At 56.5% G+C, this 17,496-nt stretch carries 23 protein-coding genes; 13 read left to right on the top strand and 10 right to left on the bottom strand.

Annotation, left to right across the window (positions count from 1 at the left end; all coding sequences use genetic code 11):
* Positions 1-114: 114 nt before the first annotated feature.
* The gene (locus AA098_RS29800) at positions 115-405 is read right to left on the bottom strand and encodes a hypothetical protein (protein ID WP_064614514.1); all 291 of its coding nucleotides are present in this window, start codon (positions 403-405) and stop codon (positions 115-117) included.
* 836 nt (positions 406-1,241) lie between these two features.
* Between AA098_RS29800 and AA098_RS14575 the strand changes: the two genes are divergently transcribed.
* Together AA098_RS14575 and AA098_RS14570 are read left to right on the top strand one after the other, a co-directional pair.
* A complete protein-coding gene (locus AA098_RS14575; protein ID WP_064614510.1) occupies positions 1,242-1,997 on the top strand; it encodes an alpha/beta fold hydrolase in 756 nt (251 codons plus the stop codon).
* Between the two features lie 49 nt (positions 1,998-2,046).
* Complete coding sequence (locus tag AA098_RS14570) at positions 2,047-3,249, top strand: PAS domain-containing sensor histidine kinase (protein WP_064614508.1); 1,203 nt, start codon at positions 2,047-2,049, stop codon at positions 3,247-3,249.
* A gap of 45 nt (positions 3,250-3,294) precedes the next feature.
* Here AA098_RS14570 and AA098_RS14565 read toward each other — a convergent pair whose 3' ends face one another.
* Positions 3,295-3,522, bottom strand: a complete 228-nt coding sequence (locus AA098_RS14565) for a hypothetical protein (RefSeq protein ID WP_371914689.1) — start codon at positions 3,520-3,522, stop codon at positions 3,295-3,297.
* A gap of 922 nt (positions 3,523-4,444) precedes the next feature.
* On the opposite strand from AA098_RS14565, the gene AA098_RS14560 reads away from it, so the two are divergent.
* The 4 genes from AA098_RS14560 to AA098_RS14545 all read left to right on the top strand — a co-directional run bounded on the left by AA098_RS14560 (position 4,445) and on the right by AA098_RS14545 (position 7,879).
* The gene (locus AA098_RS14560; protein WP_064614506.1) at positions 4,445-5,647 is read left to right on the top strand and encodes a zinc-dependent alcohol dehydrogenase; all 1,203 of its coding nucleotides are present in this window, start codon (positions 4,445-4,447) and stop codon (positions 5,645-5,647) included.
* Between the two features lie 13 nt (positions 5,648-5,660).
* A complete protein-coding gene (locus AA098_RS14555) occupies positions 5,661-5,894 on the top strand; it encodes a PLD nuclease N-terminal domain-containing protein (protein WP_064614504.1) in 234 nt (77 codons plus the stop codon).
* A 33-nt stretch (positions 5,895-5,927) separates the two neighbouring features.
* Entirely contained in the window at positions 5,928-7,256 is a 1,329-nt protein-coding gene (locus AA098_RS14550; RefSeq protein WP_064614502.1) for an SDR family oxidoreductase, read from the top strand.
* Between the two features lie 83 nt (positions 7,257-7,339).
* On the top strand, positions 7,340-7,879 hold the full coding sequence (locus AA098_RS14545; RefSeq protein ID WP_064614500.1) for a type 1 glutamine amidotransferase domain-containing protein: 540 nt from the start codon (positions 7,340-7,342) through the stop codon (positions 7,877-7,879).
* 58 nt (positions 7,880-7,937) lie between these two features.
* On the opposite strand, the gene AA098_RS14540 is transcribed toward AA098_RS14545, so the two are convergent.
* Positions 7,938-8,462, bottom strand: coding sequence for a hypothetical protein (locus AA098_RS14540; protein ID WP_064614498.1), 525 nt, complete (start codon positions 8,460-8,462; stop codon positions 7,938-7,940).
* Positions 8,463-8,657: 195 nt separating this feature from the next.
* On the opposite strand from AA098_RS14540, the gene AA098_RS14535 reads away from it, so the two are divergent.
* The 7 genes from AA098_RS14535 to AA098_RS29790 all read left to right on the top strand — a co-directional run bounded on the left by AA098_RS14535 (position 8,658) and on the right by AA098_RS29790 (position 14,573).
* Positions 8,658-9,515 carry a glucose 1-dehydrogenase gene (locus AA098_RS14535; RefSeq protein WP_064614496.1) on the top strand — a complete coding sequence of 286 codons (858 nt, stop codon included), beginning with the start codon at positions 8,658-8,660 and terminating at the stop codon, positions 9,513-9,515.
* Positions 9,516-9,898: 383 nt separating this feature from the next.
* Entirely contained in the window at positions 9,899-10,402 is a 504-nt protein-coding gene (locus AA098_RS14530) for a CinA family protein (protein WP_064614494.1), read from the top strand.
* Between the two features lie 65 nt (positions 10,403-10,467).
* A complete protein-coding gene (locus tag AA098_RS14525; RefSeq protein ID WP_064615209.1) occupies positions 10,468-10,920 on the top strand; it encodes a hypothetical protein in 453 nt (150 codons plus the stop codon).
* A 10-nt stretch (positions 10,921-10,930) separates the two neighbouring features.
* Positions 10,931-11,374, top strand: coding sequence for a DUF421 domain-containing protein (locus AA098_RS14520; RefSeq protein ID WP_064614492.1), 444 nt, complete (start codon positions 10,931-10,933; stop codon positions 11,372-11,374).
* Positions 11,375-11,888: 514 nt separating this feature from the next.
* Positions 11,889-13,643: a glycoside hydrolase family 15 protein gene (locus tag AA098_RS14510; RefSeq protein ID WP_064615207.1), complete on the top strand. Its 1,755-nt coding sequence runs from the start codon at positions 11,889-11,891 to the stop codon at positions 13,641-13,643.
* 105 nt (positions 13,644-13,748) lie between these two features.
* Positions 13,749-14,213, top strand: a complete 465-nt coding sequence (locus tag AA098_RS14505) for a hemerythrin domain-containing protein (RefSeq protein ID WP_064614487.1) — start codon at positions 13,749-13,751, stop codon at positions 14,211-14,213.
* 81 nt (positions 14,214-14,294) lie between these two features.
* Positions 14,295-14,573, top strand: coding sequence for a hypothetical protein (locus AA098_RS29790; protein ID WP_064615205.1), 279 nt, complete (start codon positions 14,295-14,297; stop codon positions 14,571-14,573).
* Positions 14,574-14,664: 91 nt separating this feature from the next.
* Here AA098_RS29790 and AA098_RS14495 read toward each other — a convergent pair whose 3' ends face one another.
* The 7 genes from AA098_RS14495 to AA098_RS14470 form a co-directional block, all read right to left on the bottom strand.
* Positions 14,665-15,105: a response regulator gene (locus AA098_RS14495; protein WP_064614485.1), complete on the bottom strand. Its 441-nt coding sequence runs from the start codon at positions 15,103-15,105 to the stop codon at positions 14,665-14,667.
* 83 nt (positions 15,106-15,188) lie between these two features.
* Positions 15,189-15,626, bottom strand: a complete 438-nt coding sequence (locus AA098_RS28470) for a DNA methylase (protein WP_082916897.1) — start codon at positions 15,624-15,626, stop codon at positions 15,189-15,191.
* The gene (locus AA098_RS14485) at positions 15,623-15,847 is read right to left on the bottom strand and encodes a DUF2188 domain-containing protein (protein WP_064615203.1); all 225 of its coding nucleotides are present in this window, start codon (positions 15,845-15,847) and stop codon (positions 15,623-15,625) included. Before AA098_RS14485 ends, AA098_RS28470 begins: the two co-directional genes overlap by 4 nt.
* Before the next feature lie 16 nt (positions 15,848-15,863).
* Positions 15,864-16,022 carry a hypothetical protein gene (locus tag AA098_RS29535; protein WP_177342678.1) on the bottom strand — a complete coding sequence of 53 codons (159 nt, stop codon included), beginning with the start codon at positions 16,020-16,022 and terminating at the stop codon, positions 15,864-15,866.
* Between the two features lie 36 nt (positions 16,023-16,058).
* Entirely contained in the window at positions 16,059-16,352 is a 294-nt protein-coding gene (locus AA098_RS14480; protein ID WP_064614481.1) for a DUF6555 family protein, read from the bottom strand.
* A gap of 111 nt (positions 16,353-16,463) precedes the next feature.
* On the bottom strand, positions 16,464-16,733 hold the full coding sequence (locus tag AA098_RS30215; protein WP_082916896.1) for a helix-turn-helix domain-containing protein: 270 nt from the start codon (positions 16,731-16,733) through the stop codon (positions 16,464-16,466).
* A gap of 401 nt (positions 16,734-17,134) precedes the next feature.
* Positions 17,135-17,428, bottom strand: coding sequence for a hypothetical protein (locus AA098_RS14470; protein WP_064614477.1), 294 nt, complete (start codon positions 17,426-17,428; stop codon positions 17,135-17,137).
* Positions 17,429-17,496 lie beyond the last annotated feature (68 nt).

Genomic DNA, 17,496 nt, shown 5'->3' with positions numbered 1-17,496 from the left:
GCGGGAGATCCCTCACCTTCCCCAGGCCTTGAAGTCGGCCTACGCAGAGTGGATTCATCACGGTGGGGGTCGCTGATATTACTGCCAGCGACCACCAATCCGTTGCCTAGGCTTTTACGCTACATGCTTCTCGGCAGGACGCTGCTCGGTCGCCAAGCATCTGGCTCTACCTACCCCCCATGCCAACGCGCGTGTCATCGACTCACCCGGGCGAGAGTCGTAAGCCTCTTCGTGAAGAGCCATCCCTGAGCCGGCATAGACGCCAATGAACAACTGCGTATGGCCCGTCCGCGACAGCCGCACCTGGATGTCCATGCTTGTGCCGTTGTCCAAAGTTTCATCGTGAGTTCTATGGTGGAGCGATGGATCAGCCCATTTCCAAAACACATCACCGCGAATCCGCATGCCGCCCTCCTACGACTTTAGTCTTATATGTGGGGTACCTCTACCATAGCGCAGCGAAGCCGAATCGGCATAACCACCGAGCGGATTATGGATCCGAAATATGACGGGATGTGAATGGTGGAGAAGCAGAACCGAGCGGCTAATTGGCTTCGAGGTACCCCGCCCTTTTAAAAGCCTTCTCAAGGTTGCTCCTGAGTGCCGACGTACACCACCTACCAACAGTAATCAGCGCTCCATGTGATCTGAGCCTGGCAGCATCCAGCTCCACCTGCCGTCCGCGCTTTCTCATCACAATTCTCGTCTCCGCCGCCAGATGCAGGCTCGCATCATCAGCGTTGGGTAGCTGAGTTTCCCGAGCTGAACCAGCTTGACTGTGCACCGTGATTTGCCGCGAGCGCAGTGCTTCATAGGCAGTGCGCAACAAGCGCCGAGCGAGACCTCGGTCTTTCGCTGAGCCTGCATCGCTTCCTATGACCAGACAGGCCGCCGCGAATACCTCGGCAATCAACTGCTCAGCCTGATCTTGGTTCTGATGTGGTATGGCATCTTCTTCCGTTTTCCGAGGAGAGCTTTGTGTTGCTTTGATGAGACAACTGACAAAGATTTTAGAGGGCAAACCTCCGCTACCTCCGTTTGTGAATCTGCATTGCCGGCCCCGCTTGGCCTGGTCTCATAGAGAAAACGACCAACGAGGCAGCATTTTGTTCGCTCGAAACGACTTCCTAACCTGCAAGGAGTGTCAGTAGTGGACTGCAAGATCTTGCCCTTTCGATTGTCTCGGCGGCACTATCATTCTCTTGGAGCCAACGCCTCTTGGCCGAGCGGAGAATCGATCCATGGACATTCAGCGCAGGAACAACGTCAGAGTCCATGGCGAAGGCACTTCGACTTTGGTCTTCTCTCACGACTTCGGCTGCGATCAGACTATGTGGCATTACCTGTTCCAGCACTTCACCAACCGCTTCCGTGTAGTGTTGTATGACTTGGTCGGCGCAGGCAGATCAGATCTGGATGCGTATGAAAGTGGGAAATACGATTCACTGGCCGCTTACGCACAAGACCTGAACGACGTCATAGATCACTTTGGGCGCGGCCCTGTAATCGTTGTCGGCCACTCGGTGAGTGCGATGATCGGCGCACTAGCCGACCGTCTTTCCCCGAATCGCCTAGCCGCTCATGTCATGGTTGGGCCCTCTCCGTGCTATATCGATTCTGATGGCTATGTGGGTGGGTTCAAGCTCGAAGACATTCACTCGCTCCTTCACACCTTGGACAGCAACTATCTGGGATGGTCGAGCGCGATGGCCCCTACCATCATGGGTTCACCAGGGCAGCCAGCCCTAGGCGACGAGCTTACAAATAGTTTCTGCCGCACAGATCCGGAGATCGCGAAGCAATTTGCTCGGCTGACCTTCTTATCCGACAACCGCGAAGACATCGCCGGGCTGGATACACCGACGCTCATCCTGCAGTCTTCCGATGACATGATTGCGCCGTTAACCGTGGGCGAGTACATGCATGCACAGTTGCCCAATAGTGTCCTTCATCTCGTAAATAACGTGGGACATTGCCCGCACATGAGCGCTCCATAAGCGTGTGCGGAAGCCATGGACAACTTCCTTCAGCCCTGGGTAAGCAAAGATGTCGATTGATAAGCCTCCGGCTCCCGACTTCGAGGATCTTTTCGACGGTGCCCCTTGTGGCCTGGTTGTCACCGACGAAGACGGCACCATCCTGCGCAGCAATCGGATTTTCAGCCTTTGGATGGGCATCAGCCAAGAAGCTCTTACCCAGCGTAGGTTTCAAGATCTCCTGACAATGGGCGGAAAAATCTTCCATCAGACCCACTGGGCGCCACTAATGCGCATGCAGGGCTCCGTTGCAGAGGTAAAACTTGACCTCAAAAACGCGAGCGAGCAGACAGTCACCATGCTGCTCAATGGCGTGAGGCGCGAGCATGCCGATGGCGTTTATTACGAACTGGCGCTGTTCGGGACGACTGATCGGGACAAGTATGAGCGCGAGATTGTGGAGTCACGCCAACGCGCCGAAAAGCTGCTATGGGAAAAAACAAGCGCAGAGGCAGCTTTACTGCAGGCAAAGGTGGAGCTAGATCACGCTTATGAAAAATCCCAACAGCGGGCTTTCTTTGCTGAACAAATGGTCGCTATCGCAAGCCATGACCTCAAGAATCCCCTCACCGCGATCAAAATGGCCGCAGACCTCTTGGTAAGAGGAGCACGTTCTCCAAGAGACACAGAATTACTGGGCCAAATCAGCCAGTCATCCGAGCGTGCTCAGCGGATGATCGCAGATCTTTTGGAGTTTGCATTGGCTAGGGTAGGTCGTGGAATCGGCATCACGCGAAGGACAGTTAATCTGCACATGGTCATTGAGCGAAGCGTAGACGAGCTACGTGTAGCCTTCCCCCAGGCAAGAATGATCCATGAGCAGGTAGGGGTAGGTTTGGCAGAGGTCGACTCTGACAGAATGCATCAGATTGTTGGAAACTTGGTGGCTAACAGTGTGGCTTACGGGGATCTTGACCAGCCCATAAAAGTCACGTCTACCCTGCAGGGGGATATAGCCATGCTATCGGTTCATAACCTGGGTAATGCTATACCCGAATCTTCGCTAGGTAGCCTCTTTGAGCCGATGACAAGAGTGAGCGAGCTGGACACAGATCTTAGAAGCGTAGGTCTGGGCTTGTTCATCGTCCGGGAAATAGCCAAGGCCCACGGCGGCGATGTGGCCGTCAATTCCACGAACGAAATGGGTACGTCTTTTTGTGTGAGTTTCCCCCGTACCGGTACTCCGCCCCCAATAGACGCACCACCCTGCTAAACACCTGGTCGGCGCTTCTCCTCTCGGATGAGCTGTTAGCCCACCTCAGACACTCCCAGCAGCGTCCGTTGAATTCGTATCGGGTGGATTATTGCGGTTGGTGCATTCGTACTCAGCGTCGGCACGTGTCGGCAGACGCAGGATCAGCCGCGTTTTCTCTTGGTTATCATAAAGATCGAACCCCACCTCCAATGCACGCGGGAAGCCAATCCGCCTAGGAAAATACTCTTTTCCAGCAGGGACAGCGGGAACCACAACGAAGCGCTTCAGCATGGCCACCCTCAATCTACAGTTCTTTAGCATTAATCTTGCTGTAGGAAGGATGCCTGCAATCCAAAGTTCATTTTCTTTGGTGAGGCGGCATGGATGAGGCTACGGGTAGGTACCAGACTCACCAGATATCCGGCGGCAACGACACCTTCACGATGAAAATCTCAAAGGCCGATTGATGGGCAATAGCCTTTACTCGCGATGCCATTTTGATGGCCACCGCCGACTATCGCTTTCCAATGCCCTCGAGCATTGAATGGGGTAATCTCCCGCCGCTTTTGCACCTCCCCCTCACCGACCGGATTTCTGGAGTAGCTATACGTGGAATGCTGCAACATTGGTGCTGCCGCAATATTGGCTTGGCGTAACCGATTTCTGAGAACGGATGCCCTCGGTGAGGATGATTATGAGAGGGCGTGCCGTAGCGCTGAAGACTTAGAATCTTCCGGGATCATCAGCCGTAGAGAATGGGTTCACCTGGTGAGGCAGGCCAACGCTGCGCTGCTCAATTTCGATGAGACACGTGCGGCCTAGCCATCTCTGGGGAACCGCCAACTGCGGTAGTAGTAGATTGAACGGGAGCGTTGCCCAGCAGCCCAATATGATGAGCAAGCCCAACGCCACTCATGAGGTAAAAAGCTATGGCCGCCCCAAAGGATCCCACCAATCTCCCGCTTGATCCGTATGTTGATCCAATACCGCACAATCCTGGCGAACCTGTCCCACAACCTGAGCCGGAAGCTCCAGATTGGCCTGAAGGCCAGGTTCCGCCAGAGGAGCAATCTGATGGTTGAGCGGTCACGCTAGTCTATCGCTCAAAGCAGTAATGACTACCACCGGACTTGTTGGTCTGAACTTTGCCGTCTGTCATGGCTTCCCCTGCATACCTATCACGGAAATATGCGGCTGCAGGAGCTGACCCCCCATGAGAGCATTGACCTACCACGGAGCACACGACGTCAGGGTCGACAACGTCCCTGATCCCATCATCGAGCAAGCAGACGACATTATCCTTAGGGTCACCGCCACCGCGATCTGCGGTTCAGACCTACATCTGTATCGAGGCAAGATTCCGGAAACCGAAGCAGGGGATATCTTCGGCCACGAGTTCATGGGAATCGTCGAGGACACCGGAAGTGCAGTCACTAATCTACAGATTGGCGACCGAGTGGTGATTCCCTTTGTTATCGCCTGCGGCAGTTGCTTCTTCTGTCAGCACGATCTGTTTGCCGCCTGCGAAACCACCAACACTGGGCGCGGCTCAATCATCAACAAGAAGGGCATTCCTCCAGGCGCGGCGCTGTTTGGATACAGCCATCTCTATGGCGGTATCCCTGGCGGTCAAGCTGACTACGTCAGGGTACCTAAAGGTAACGTCGGCCCGTTCAAAGTGCCCACCGACCTCACAGATGACAAGGTACTTTTCCTGTCCGATATTCTGCCGACCGCTTGGCAGGCGGTCATTAATGCCGAAATTGGCCAGGGCTCATCGGTGGCCATTTACGGCGCCGGGCCAGTGGGTTTGCTGAGTGCCGCCTGCGCGCGAATGCTCGGTGCCCAGACCATCTTCATGGTCGATGACAATGATTACCGCCTGGCATATGCGCGGGACGCTTACGGCGTTGTACCCATCAACTTCGAGCAGGATGACGATCCTGCAGACAGCATCATTCGTCAGACGCCAGGTATGCGCGGCGTTGACGCGGTGATCGACGCGGTCGGCTTTGAAGCCAAAGGCAGCACTGCCGAAACGGTGATGACGGCACTGAAGATTGAAGGCAGCAGTGGCAAAGCGCTGCGCCAGAGCATCGCTGCCGTGCGACGTGGCGGCGTTGTCAGCGTCCCGGGTGTGTACGCCGGCTTTATCCATGCCTTCATGTTCGGCGATGCCTTCGACAAGGGACTTACCTTCAAGATGGGCCAGACCCATGTCCAGAAGTACCTACCCGAACTGCTGGAGCACATCGAAGCAGGACGCCTGCAACCGGAACTGATCGTCACCCACCGCCTGGCACTCGAAGAAGCGGCCATGGGCTACAAGATGTTCGATCAAAAGCAAGATAACTGCCGCAAGGTCATCCTGGTGCCAGGCGCTGCGGCGGGCACCCTAGGCCCTGACTACGTGTAGAGGAGCCAAGGTCATGAACGGTCTCGCCAGTTACTTCTGGATTGCCGTGGCGGCAATTCTCTTACTCATCGACCTGTGGGCCATCGTGAGCGTATTCAGGAGCGACAAGACGGATGCGGTCAAGGCCGCCTGGGCTCTGCTGATCGTGGCGCTACCGCTTGTTGGACTGGGTATCTGGGGCGTTGCTGGCCCGCGAGGCATCAAGCGAGGCTCTGGGCCAACTTCTGACGAGCACAGCAAAGGCTGACATTTCTGAGCACCACCTATAGGGGGTTGCAACATGATTGATCAAGCGACAGGCATGAAATTAGGCGAACGCTACAGCGTAGAGAACGTCGAGCGCGCCCATCAATTTCCCGGTTTCTTTCTGGATGGAAAATACTACCTTGGCCCTGAACTGCTGACGGCTGTCGGCTGGCTCGAGGGGACAAAGTTCATCTATGACAGCCTGGATGCGGAAGGCGAGCCAGTCTTCCCGGATCGGGTGGCAGGCACCATCGAGGGGCTGAAATTGGTGCTGATCGACGGCACCCCCCTCGAGCTCTCGAGGATAGAAGCCAGTTCCATCCTCGCGTCGGCGACTAACGAGCCGGAGCAAGATCCACCGCCAGCCGAGCAGTCACGCCCTGCACCGACAAAAGGCCCCCTGCGGGGCAAAGTGGTGGTCATCACCGGCGCCTCAAGCGGCATAGGCAGGGCCGCCGCGCATGCGTTTGCCTGCAAAGGTGCTCGCCTGGTGCTGGCCGCACGCGATGAAGAAGCGCTGTTCGATGTTTTGGACGAGTGCACCGATTGCGGGACGGACGCCGTGGCAATTACCACCGACGTGACCCGCAGCGACCAGGTGCAAGCACTGGCCAAGCAGGCAGCTGAATTTGGCCATGGAAGGATCGATATCTGGGTCAACAACGCCGGCGTTGGCGCGGTCGGCAATTTCGAGGACACGCCATTGGAGGCACATGAACAGGTCATTCAAACCGACCTGGTCGGTTACCTGCGCGGCGCCCATGTGGCCCTGCCCTACTTCAAGGCGCAGCGCAGCGGCACTCTGATAAACACCCTGTCACTGGGCAGCTGGGTTGCCCAGCCCTACGCAGCGGCGTACTCGGCAAGCAAGTTCGGCCTGCGTGGCCTGACCGACGCGCTGCGGGGAGAGTTGATGGAATTTCCCGACATCCATGTCTGCGACATCTACCCAGCGGTCATGGACACGCCGGGTTTCAGGGATGGCGGCAACTACACCGGCCACGCCCTCACCCCGCCTGGGCCGATCTATGATCCCGAATTGGTGGCAAAGGCCATGGTGGCATGCGCTATTTCCCCTCGTGCGCACACCACAGTCGGCGCCGCCGCCCGCGTCGCCCATCTGGCCAGCTTCCTGGTTCCAGGACTACCGCTGCTTTCCGGATGGCTGACACGCTGGGGCTTAAACCGCAGTCCCAGTGCAGCGATTTCATCGGGCAACCTGTTCGAGCCACCCAGTGGGCGACGCAGCGTGGACGGCGGCTGGAGAAACCACAAAAACAACAAGCCTTTGTTGGTGAGTGCGGCAGTCCTCGGCATCATTGCCGGGTTAGTCATTACTCGCACGCAACGGCGGCGCCGCTGATTCGAACCACTCAGCATCGCGCAGGAACTTTGCCTGCCGGTGCCGGCCCCTATATGAGTTCTATCGGTACGAGGAGATGAACAATGAGTGCACAACTGAACGGCAAGCGCGTGGCCTTTCTGGTCACCGATGGCTTCGAGCAGGTAGAGCTGACGGGCCCGCGTGAGGCCTTGGAAAACAACGGTGCGGTGGTCGATATTCTAGGTGAAAAGGAAGGTGTGGTTCGTGGCTGGAACCATGACAAGCCCGCCGACGAATTCGCCGTTGATGCGACGTTCGACGGTGCCGACCTCGACCTCTACGACGCATTGGTGCTGCCTGGTGGCGTGCAGAATTCCGACACCATCCGCCTAATTCCCGGCGCGCAAAAGCTGGTGAAGAGCCATGACACGGCTGGTAAGCCGCTGGCCGTCATCTGTCACGGTGCCTGGCTGCTGGTGTCCAGCGGTTTGGCCAAGGGCAAGCGGATGACCAGCTATAAGACATTGCAGGACGACATTCGCAATGCGGGTGGCAATTGGGTGGATGAGCAGGTGGTGGTGGACGGCAACCTGATCACCAGCCGCCAGCCGGACGATATTCCGGCGTTCAACGAACAATTGATCAAAGCGCTGGCTGGCTGAGCCCAGTGTTCTGCTTCGCGCCCTCCGGTGAGGCTTCAAGGCGTGTGGAGGGCGCGGGTCACGCCAGCTGGATGTAGACCGAATAGGTGCCCAGCAAGACCCAGAAGCCGAGGAAAATCCAAGGCGTGCGCAGGGAGAAGAGCAGCGATTTGCGGTGCCCCGCCTGCGAGGTTTCAGCTTCGCAGAACAGCGGCGACTCGTCATACGCCAACCCCATCATGGGCTCACTGCGCAGCAGGTGGCTTTGCTTGAGCTGCCAGTGCTCGATGATCCGAAAGGCCGCGCGAATGCCTGGCCAGGCGTTCAGTGAGCTCAGCACGCCGAGCAGTGCGAGAAACGCCGGCACCATCAACGTGAACATCTCGCCCCAACCCTGGTTCAGGTTGCCCATCGACGACCCGAACGCGATGACCAGAAAAGACTGTGCCGCAAGATATGCATCGGTACGGTTGGCCAGGATGGTGGTCTCGTATTGGATCTCGCGTCGATAGAAATCCAGCCGCTCTTTGGGAGTACCGAACATCCTCGCCTTCTGCTGATCGATCTCATGTTCGGGGGTGGTGGGCGTGATGATTCGAGGCACTTGGACGCTCCAGATAGAGATCAAGCCTTGCACCTAAAGCGCAAGACGGGTCAGCGGTAGAGTTATCCAACTTCTCGAAAATTCAATGGAGAGAGGGGGTGACCGCCCGTCGCGCAATCACTGAACTTATCTCAACGCTGAGCTTTCGCACCTCTCGAACGGTTATGACTATTCTCAACTACAGGAGCTTCCTCGATGAGCGACTACCCCACTCCGCCGTTCCCATCTCAACCGCAAAGTGTTCCCGGTTCTCAACGCAAGATGGAGCCCTATCCGGACTGTGGTGAGCAGACCTACACCGGCAACAATCGCCTGGAAGGCAAAATCGCCTTGATTACCGGCGCCGATAGCGGCATTGGGCGCGCAGTAGCTATTGCCTACGCTCGGGAGGGCGCTGACGTTGCCATTTCCTACCTGGATGAACATGAAGATGCACAAGAAACCGCGCGCTGGGTTGAGGCTGCTGGCCGCCAATGCCTGTTGCTGCCAGGCGACCTAGCGCAGAAACAGCATTGCTACGACATCGTCGACAAGACCGTGGCGCAGTTTGGTCGTATCGATATTCTGGTCAACAACGCCGCGTTCCAGATGGCTCATGAGGGCCTGGACGAGATTGACGATGATGAATGGGTAAAGACCTTCGATACCAACATCACCGCCATTTTCCGCATTTGCCAGCGCGCGTTGCCCTCGATGCCCAAAGGCGGCTCGATCATCAACACCAGCTCGGTCAACTCCGACGACCCGTCACCCAGCCTGTTGGCGTATGCCGCCACTAAAGGGGCCATTGCCAATTTCACCGCAGGCCTGGCTCAATCGCTGGGCAAGAAAGGCATCCGGGTCAACAGTGTGGCACCAGGCCCGATCTGGACACCGCTGATTCCTGCCACCATGCCCGATGAAGCCGTCAGGAACTTCGGTTCGAGCTACCCGATGGGGCGGCCAGGGCAACCTGTGGAAGTAGCGCCGATCTACGTCTTGTTGGGCTCCGATGAAGCGAGTTACATCTCGGGCTCACGATATGGAGTAACCGGCGGCAAACCCATCCTCTGAAGGCATTGCTGAGGCCAGATATTACTGGCCTCGGTGCTTCTTCGTCTCCCCTTCATGCCGCGCTGTTTTCTGCGCGGTCGAGTCATGATCAGTGCCTGACGAACCATCCGGTCGGTGAGCATCGTTGTCGCGTTCTTCTTCACCCTGAGTTTTTGACGGGGCCTGCGGTCTATGCTCGGCGTCGGTGTGCTTTTTCATGCCCTGCCCTACCCTTATATCTATCATTCAAATAGCGGTTCGGAGCATGGCCCCGTGTTCCCTAAAGTGATGTCAGTACGAGCAATAAAGTTCAGGTCAAGAAACCAAGCGAACCTGCGCTAAACCGGTGAACCATTTGCCTGACTGATACGTCCACCGCAAAAGAACAACGAGTCGACACCAAGATGGCAAGTGACCCCGTACTGGCCGTGCTCGGCTATCTCAAAGACCACCACCTGGTACTCACCACTGCCGAGTCCTGTACAGCAGGCTGCATGGTCGCTTTGCTGGCGGCCTTCCCTGGTACGGGCGAGGTACTGGAAAGCGGCTATGTCGTGTATTCGCCCTCCGCCAAGAAGCGGCTACTAGGTGTGAGTCCGGAAACCATCGAACGGTACGGGCTGACCAGCGAGCCAGTTGCCTGGGAGATGGCGTTAGGGGCATTGAAAGACAGCGATGCCAACGTCGTTATTGCAACGACCGGTGTAGCCGGGCCTGGCCCAACATCCGGGGTTTTACCCGGCACGCTGTGCTTCGCGTGGGCGTTCGCCGGCGAGCCGATTGCCGTGTTTACCCGTACCCAGCGATTTTTTGGAGAGCGAGCGCAGGTCATGCACGACGGCGCCGTCTATGGGCTCACCCGCCTGATCCATTATCACGAGCGCTGGCTACGTGGGGAGCGCGCCTGAGGGGTATAACTGTGGCTGAGGATGAACTGGTGTCGAGACAGCACCCTGTCCAGGAAGACATGGCCATGCAACAGCGCGTTTGGCGCTTCGAACGTGTGGGTTGGTACGTGCTGGTGGTCATTGTCTTACTTGGGTTGGCCGGCGTCTTCGGCAACGGCCCGCTCAGCAATGCCCAGGTCACAAGCGCAGATGGCCGTTTGCATGTCGAGTATCAACGCCTCAGCCGTAGCGGCACGACTGACTCCCTGCGCATCACGGTTCGCGGTAGCGCCCGAGAACCCATCATGGTGCTACTCGATGGTTCACTACTGCGCGAAGCCAGTATCGAAACCCTGCAACCCCAACCACAAGCCTCATTCTCACAGGGCAAGGCCATTCTGCTGAAACTGGGTACCAGCGAGGATGGTATTGCCACGCTCTACCTCACCGTGCGCAGCGAGTATGTGGGCACTCTTGAAGGTATGGTGCGTGCAGGCCCATCCAGTGCAGTCCACTTCACCACCTTCCTATTTCCTTGAGGAGCGAGTGATGGATTCGATCCTCCGCGCAACCGGCATGTACGTCGCATTGATGCTGTTGTTTCGTATCGCTGGCAGACGCTCACTGGCCGATCTGACCACCTTTGACTTCGTCCTGTTACTGATCATCGGCGAAGCGACCCAACAAGCTTTGCTGGGCGATGACTTTTCCTTCACCAATGCCATGTTGGTCATTGCGACGCTGATAGTGCTGGATGTCGGACTGTCGCTCGCAAAACTCAATTCCAAGCCCTTGGCGCGGCTGCTCGACGGCCACGCCACGCTGGTCGTCGAGAATGGACGTTTTCTCCACCATCGCATGCGTCGAGCTCGGCTCACGGAAGACGACATCCTCGAATCGGCCCGGGACAGTCAAGGACTCGAAAAAGTTGAGCAGATCAAATTTGCCATCGTCGAGCGCAATGGAAAGATCTCGATCATACCCGACGAGTGATGACGCCCTTCTGCCCGCGCTGATTAAGTGACGAGGATTGCATGATGAGGTTCGATAGAGGGGATAGACACACCACCGCGCCGGGTAGTGAGCCACTCTCGCATCCGGGAGGTGTCGAAGATTTGACCCTCTTCCATCATCACCAGAACGAGCGTTTGGGACATGCGATAGCTCCCGCACTGCGAGCAATGGCGCTCCTCCCAACCCGCAACACATTCAACGGACTCAGCATGTCCGGCGCAAATCAGACAAGTCATGAAGCCTCCTTTTGCTCTTGTTAGTAGGAGGGTTGAAGTCAGGCGACTGGCGCCTGTGACGCTATTGAGATTTCGATGGCCATTTGAAATTCCCTTTATTGTGAATCCGTGAAAAGCGCGCGAGCTGGAAACTGAGACGAACTCTGCATTCGACGGCTATGTCCGAACAGGACAACCTACCTCGGAGGCGTCGCGTGGAAATTACATCGGTCGATGGATGGCAACACGGGGAGCCTCAGCGGGATGAAGGCGGCTGGTTGTTGCTGGAGGAGTACGGAGCGCTCGGCGATGGGCGCTCTGTAGCCTTGATTGGCCTGGATGGATCCATCGACTGGTGGTGTGTCCCCCATATGGATTCGCCTCCGCTGTTCGACCGATTACTCGCGCCCCATTCAGGTGGGTTCTTTTCCATTACGCCTTGCGAAAACTACCGCGCAGAACGCCGTTACCTTCCAGACAGTAATGTACTGGAGACACTGTTCGTTACGCCCAATGGCCGTGCCCGACTCACCGAGTCACTCAACAGCGGGCCAGCGGGCCGTTTGCCATGGGCCGAACTCGCCAGACGCATTGAGGGTATCGAAGGGCAAGTCGATTTCAACATCGCCATCGACTTTGGCACCCAAGCCGACACCGTCAGTCCCTACCTTGCACCGAACGACAACGGCTGCGTTTTCCATGCCGGACACATACTCGGTATGTTCATCCACGACGCCCAGGTGCGTATTGATCGCAAGGACGATATGGGCGTCAGGGCATTCGTCAGCGTTGGCCAAGGACAAAGAACCGTACTGGCTATCGTCGCGGGACGGGATGAGCCGTTGGTGCTTCCCCCGCTCGAACTCATCGACGAACGTATCGATGGCTCCCACCGTGAGTGGCAGCAATGGTCGAAAGGCCTGATCTACGACGGCCCGTTCAAATCGTTGGTTGTCCGCAATGCGCTGGCATTGAAGATTCTGCTGTCCTCACCGAGCGGCGCGATCATGGCGGCGGGCACCTCGTCGCTGCCTGAGCGGATAGGCGGGAACAAGAACTTCGATTACCGCTTCGCCTGGATCCGGGATGCCGGATATACCATCGAAGCCTTCCTCGCTATCGGCGCGCAGCCTGAGGCCAAGGCAGCCTTTACCTGGCTGTTGAATCGGCTAGGTGAACATGGCCCACGTGTATTTTATACACTCGACGGTGCCATCGGCGATTGCACCCGCCCGGTAGACCTGCCGGGTTACAAAAACTCGCCACCGGTGGTGGGCAACGACGCCCGCGACCAGCTCCAGCATGGAATATTCGGCGACATATTCGAGACCGCCCGTTGCTTTATCGACAGCGGAAATATCCTTGACGCGACAAGCGCGACGATCCTCTCAGGGCTGGCCGATCAATGCGCTGACAGCTGGAGACAGGCCGACGCCGGTATATGGGAGCTGCATGAAAAACGGCATTACACCTTGTCCAAGATCAGCTGCTGGCAGGCGCTGAGTCGGGCCATAGAGTTGGCAGATGGCGGCCACCTGCCGACCACCTGCCGTGAGCGGTGGCACCGTGAGCGTCAGCGTATCCAAACGTGGGTAGATGAGCATTGTTGGAACGAGAAACGCCAAACCTATGTGTTCTATGCGGGCAGCGACCGCCTGGACGCGTCCATCGCACTCGCAGTGCGTTTCGGCTACCCCTCAGGGCCACGCTTGCATAGCACACTCGAAGTCATACAGGCGGAACTGGGGACAGGGCCCTTTCACTACCGATTCAGTCAGGCCAGTGAAGAGGAAGGTTGCTTCCTCGCCTGTACTTTCTGGCTCATCGAAGCTTGGGCACTGATAGGTCAATGCGACCGCGCAGAAGACGCCTTCCACCGTGCGGTAAACGGCCTTGATCACGGCGTCGGCATTTATTCCGAAATGGTTGATCCATCCACCGGCCAGTTTCTTGGCAATCTGCCGCAGGGCTTGACCCATCTCGCGGCATTGCGCGCCGCACTGGCGATAGGGGGGCAAGGGCCAGAGCGCTAAAACAGATCGGCCTTACGCCAGTCATCATGATCGTTGAACCCTGCTGTTTTGGGCCACTCAACTCCTAGGAAGTCAATATTTATCCGCCCGTGACGAGGTGCCGCCATGAATGCTATTGATCTGCTGATTCAAGACCATAAGGTAGTCAAGAAACTGCTGGAAGAACTGTCATCGACCACTGAGCGGGCCGTAAAAAAACGCGCTGATTTGCTGCACCGCATCGAACAAGAGCTGCAAATCCACACCGCGTTGGAAGAGGACATTCTCTATCCAGCGATCAAGGAAGCCGGTGGTAAAGAGGAGGCCAAGATGTACTACGAGGCCAAGGAAGAACATCGGACAGTGGACTCACTGGTACTCCCTGACCTGCTCCATACCGAAACAGGAACGCTCGAATTCGCTGGTCGAGTGAAGGTGATGAAGGAGCTGCTTGAGCACCACATCGAGGAAGAGGAAGGCGAGCTCTTCCCCACCGCGAAGAAGCTTCTCGGTAAAGATCAATTGCAGGAGCTAGGACAAGCCATGGAGACCCAGAAAAAGCTGCTGAAGGGCGAGCAGCGTGCCGCTTGAATCGCCGCTTGAATCAAAGGCGCTTTGCCGGATCAGCGATCTGGCAATGGCGTCATGAATTGACGATTGGAACAGGTGCCGATGGAGAACTGGATCGAATTGCTGGAATGGCCTGCCATGGCGGTCACGGTATTGGCAGCCTGGTGTATCGGTTCACACCGTCCTAGACGACGCATGGTGGGTTTCTGCTGCTTCATCGCGAGCAACGTACTATGGTCAGTGTGGGGCTGGCAGGCTGAAGCTTGGGCATTGATTGTGTTGCAAGTAGTGCTTTTCCTCATGAATCTGAGGGGGTGGAGGAAAAACAAAAACACCTCGAAGAAAGCTCAGAGGGCGACGGCTACCCCCCAGGCGAATTGACTCGATCAGCCACGAAGAAACCTATTTCTGACAGTGCCGGCGGCAGAATCATTGACTAGAAAAAACGTAAGGTGATCCTGCCTTCGATGACCTAGAAACGCCCCGGTAACGAAGCTCTCGATGATTGAGTCGAATGCTGTCCTTGCTTGGGGAGCGCCTGCTCTATCGCCACGGTCAGCTCGTCGAGAGACCAAGGTTTGAAAAGGTAAGTTACTGGGGGGGTGACTTGCGAAGCATCCAGTTGATAGCCCGAGGTGAGGATGGCTGGTAACCCAGGCCACTTCTCATGCGCCATCGAGATGAATTCCATTCCCTTAATACTGCCGGGGACTCCATGGTCTACGACCATCAATGAGCACTCACCTTTCAGACCCATTAGATGTATCAAGGCATCTTCCGCATTGCCAAAAGCCTCGCAGGCTGCTCCCAGCTCCACAAGGATGTCCACCAAGAGCGTTCGCAAGGTTTCATCGTCCTCTACCACAACGACTGTCATCCCTGACAGTGACAAACCCTCTACATCGAGTTTCATCTGCCTCTCCTGTCCATAGCGGAAGAACTGAGTGTTCCACTCGTGGCTGCATACGTCGATGGCGGCATATGGCCATGCACCATTCAAACCTCATCGCCTACCCAAACATGGCCCTGGGTCTCCCGCAAAAAGATCTCCAGGGTCTTTGGGCCTATGCCTTCAAAGGACAAAATCCAAAGCTTGAAATCTTCATTGCTGAGGTCGCCAGCTTGCAGCGCCTTAAGTTGAGCCGCCCACTCTTCTTCCAATCTGCTGGCCAGTGCATGAAGACGCCGGGCGGTGGACTCATCGTAACGAGCATAACCCCCCTGGCCGAGCAGACGGACAAGAGTCGAATGCGAGCAGCGAGCAAGTTTGCCCGGTGTGTCGGCTCCGTGCTGATAGACCAGGACTCGATAGGTCTGAACAGCAACGCTTGAGCGTATGCGTTTTCCCATCAGGAAACTGGCGAGCAACCACCTGAACAAACCGTCGGCGCTCGTGACATCAATGCCGAGATCACGCGCTGTGACAATGGTCACCCCTTGGTTCGACGCGGGTCAGCCGAACGAGGGTAAGTGCGCTCCTCTTCAATCGTGCCATCTGCTTTATGAATTTTCACAGAGGCCGTTTTGCCTTCAAAGAAATCTGGCAGCATGCTGACCAATTCCTGCTTCGTCGCAGCCCGCTTGGATGCCCGGTCAGCACCGGCTTTCTTCAACTCCCAGCCATCCGACGTCGGGCTTAGGTGATAGTTATCCATAGTCTTCTCCTCCTGGCTAAATTGACTGGCCATCGTCTTGGATATCTTCTTCAGCTTCCGCTGCATCCGTGGCGTCAGCGTCATTCAAGGGTGGCGAAGTAGGCTTTTCCGGATCATTGACGAAGGGGACGTCGCTTGGCCCCTTCTCTTCGGTGCCCTCGGTCTTCGGTTGCATGGCAAAACCTCCAAACTGATGGATCAGGTCTACACACTAAGCGCCTTCACTGGCGCCTGAAAATTTCCCGACATCAATAGGTTGAGGAACGAACTCAGGGCCTTGGCCAGCCACCCGCCATTGCACAAGGGCAATGCCGTATCGCTCGGCTACAGGGCGGCTAACCAGCTTGATTTTCTGCTGACTGAATCGGGGGATGATGCCAACGCCGGCATCACAGCTGGCCCAATGCCAGGCGACGGCGTTGTCCATTTTTTCCAAACGAATGATGAATGTTCGGTGCTCACCGTGCAGTTCGTAGTCGACCACGTATAGTTGCTGTCCAACCATGAGAATCCCTCCTTTGATCCGTTATGGAGGTGCTGCACGGTAAAAAATTCAGTCGAGAAGGTGAACGGTGTTGGGAAGATAATAAGTATTCAGCTCCTCAACCGCCTTGTTTCAAGGAAGGCAACCGTATGCCTGCGCATGAAGCCTAAGTCCGATACCTCGATGCGTATGAATTCGTACATTACAGCCCAAGGCCAAGAGAACCTTGCGCAGATAGGTCAGCTGTACCTCCAAAACCTTCGTACCAGGGTCGAACTGAAAGCCCCACACATCCGCAAACAAAGTGGTACAGGGCACAACCTGCTCCGCGCGCTCCATCAAAAACGCCAGTAGTCTGCAGGAGGTCGCTTTGATGACCACCCGCAGGGCTCCGCATTTCATCTCACGACGTGACCGATCTAAATCCAGATCAGCCAGCGACGCGACTCTCCTGCTCCCTCGTCAGTCATTGCTGGGACACAGTCGTTAGGAGCCTCAGCAAACGCACCGCCGCCTGCGCCCCGTATGAGCCCTCTCTAGCTAAGCAGTCAGGCTATCAACGGCGACTTGATTTGATCAGGACGAGGCCATATCGCCCCTCGGCACCAAATCAAAAGGTCAAATATCTTTGCCAGCGCCCAGCAGGAGCAGCACGCAGCCGTGTGAAAACCCGAAAGGCAGATCAGGTTTGGCGCCGGGCTCAGAACTACTAAAAACTATCCCTGATCAATAATTATTGGTTCACCATAATTTGACCAAAAATGGGATCGGCTTCGCGTTCAGCAATACTTACCACCAACCTATCAGGCAGATTTTTTGACCAGTCCGTATGCGACATCATCTAAAATCGCATCGCCTTCCTCATCAAACATTGCAGCAAGCCACCGCGTCCGCTTCATTTCCGCAGTCTGACCGAAAAAGCATCTTTCGCAGAGATGGAGTTCGTATTCCTCGCCGCAATGTCGTGAGCCCGTACCCCATGAAGCATGCATCGTCCCGTATCGGAGCTCGCCTTCCCCATCTCGCGTAGACATACCGCAGACATCGCATACCACGTCGACAACCACATCGGGCTCACTTGCTTGTGTGACCTTCATTCTGCACCTCCGCCCCCACCTGCATGGGTCGCACTTTCAATCTAAACCTAACCAGACTCCGCAACTTA

Origin of the sequence: Pseudomonas sp. JY-Q, assembly GCF_001655295.1 — a bacterium.
In the GTDB taxonomy this organism is placed as follows: Bacteria; Pseudomonadota; Gammaproteobacteria; order Pseudomonadales; family Pseudomonadaceae; genus Aquipseudomonas; species Aquipseudomonas alloputida.
The sequence above is the reverse complement of the archived record's forward strand: the minus strand, read 5'-3'. Positions and strand labels throughout refer to the sequence as shown.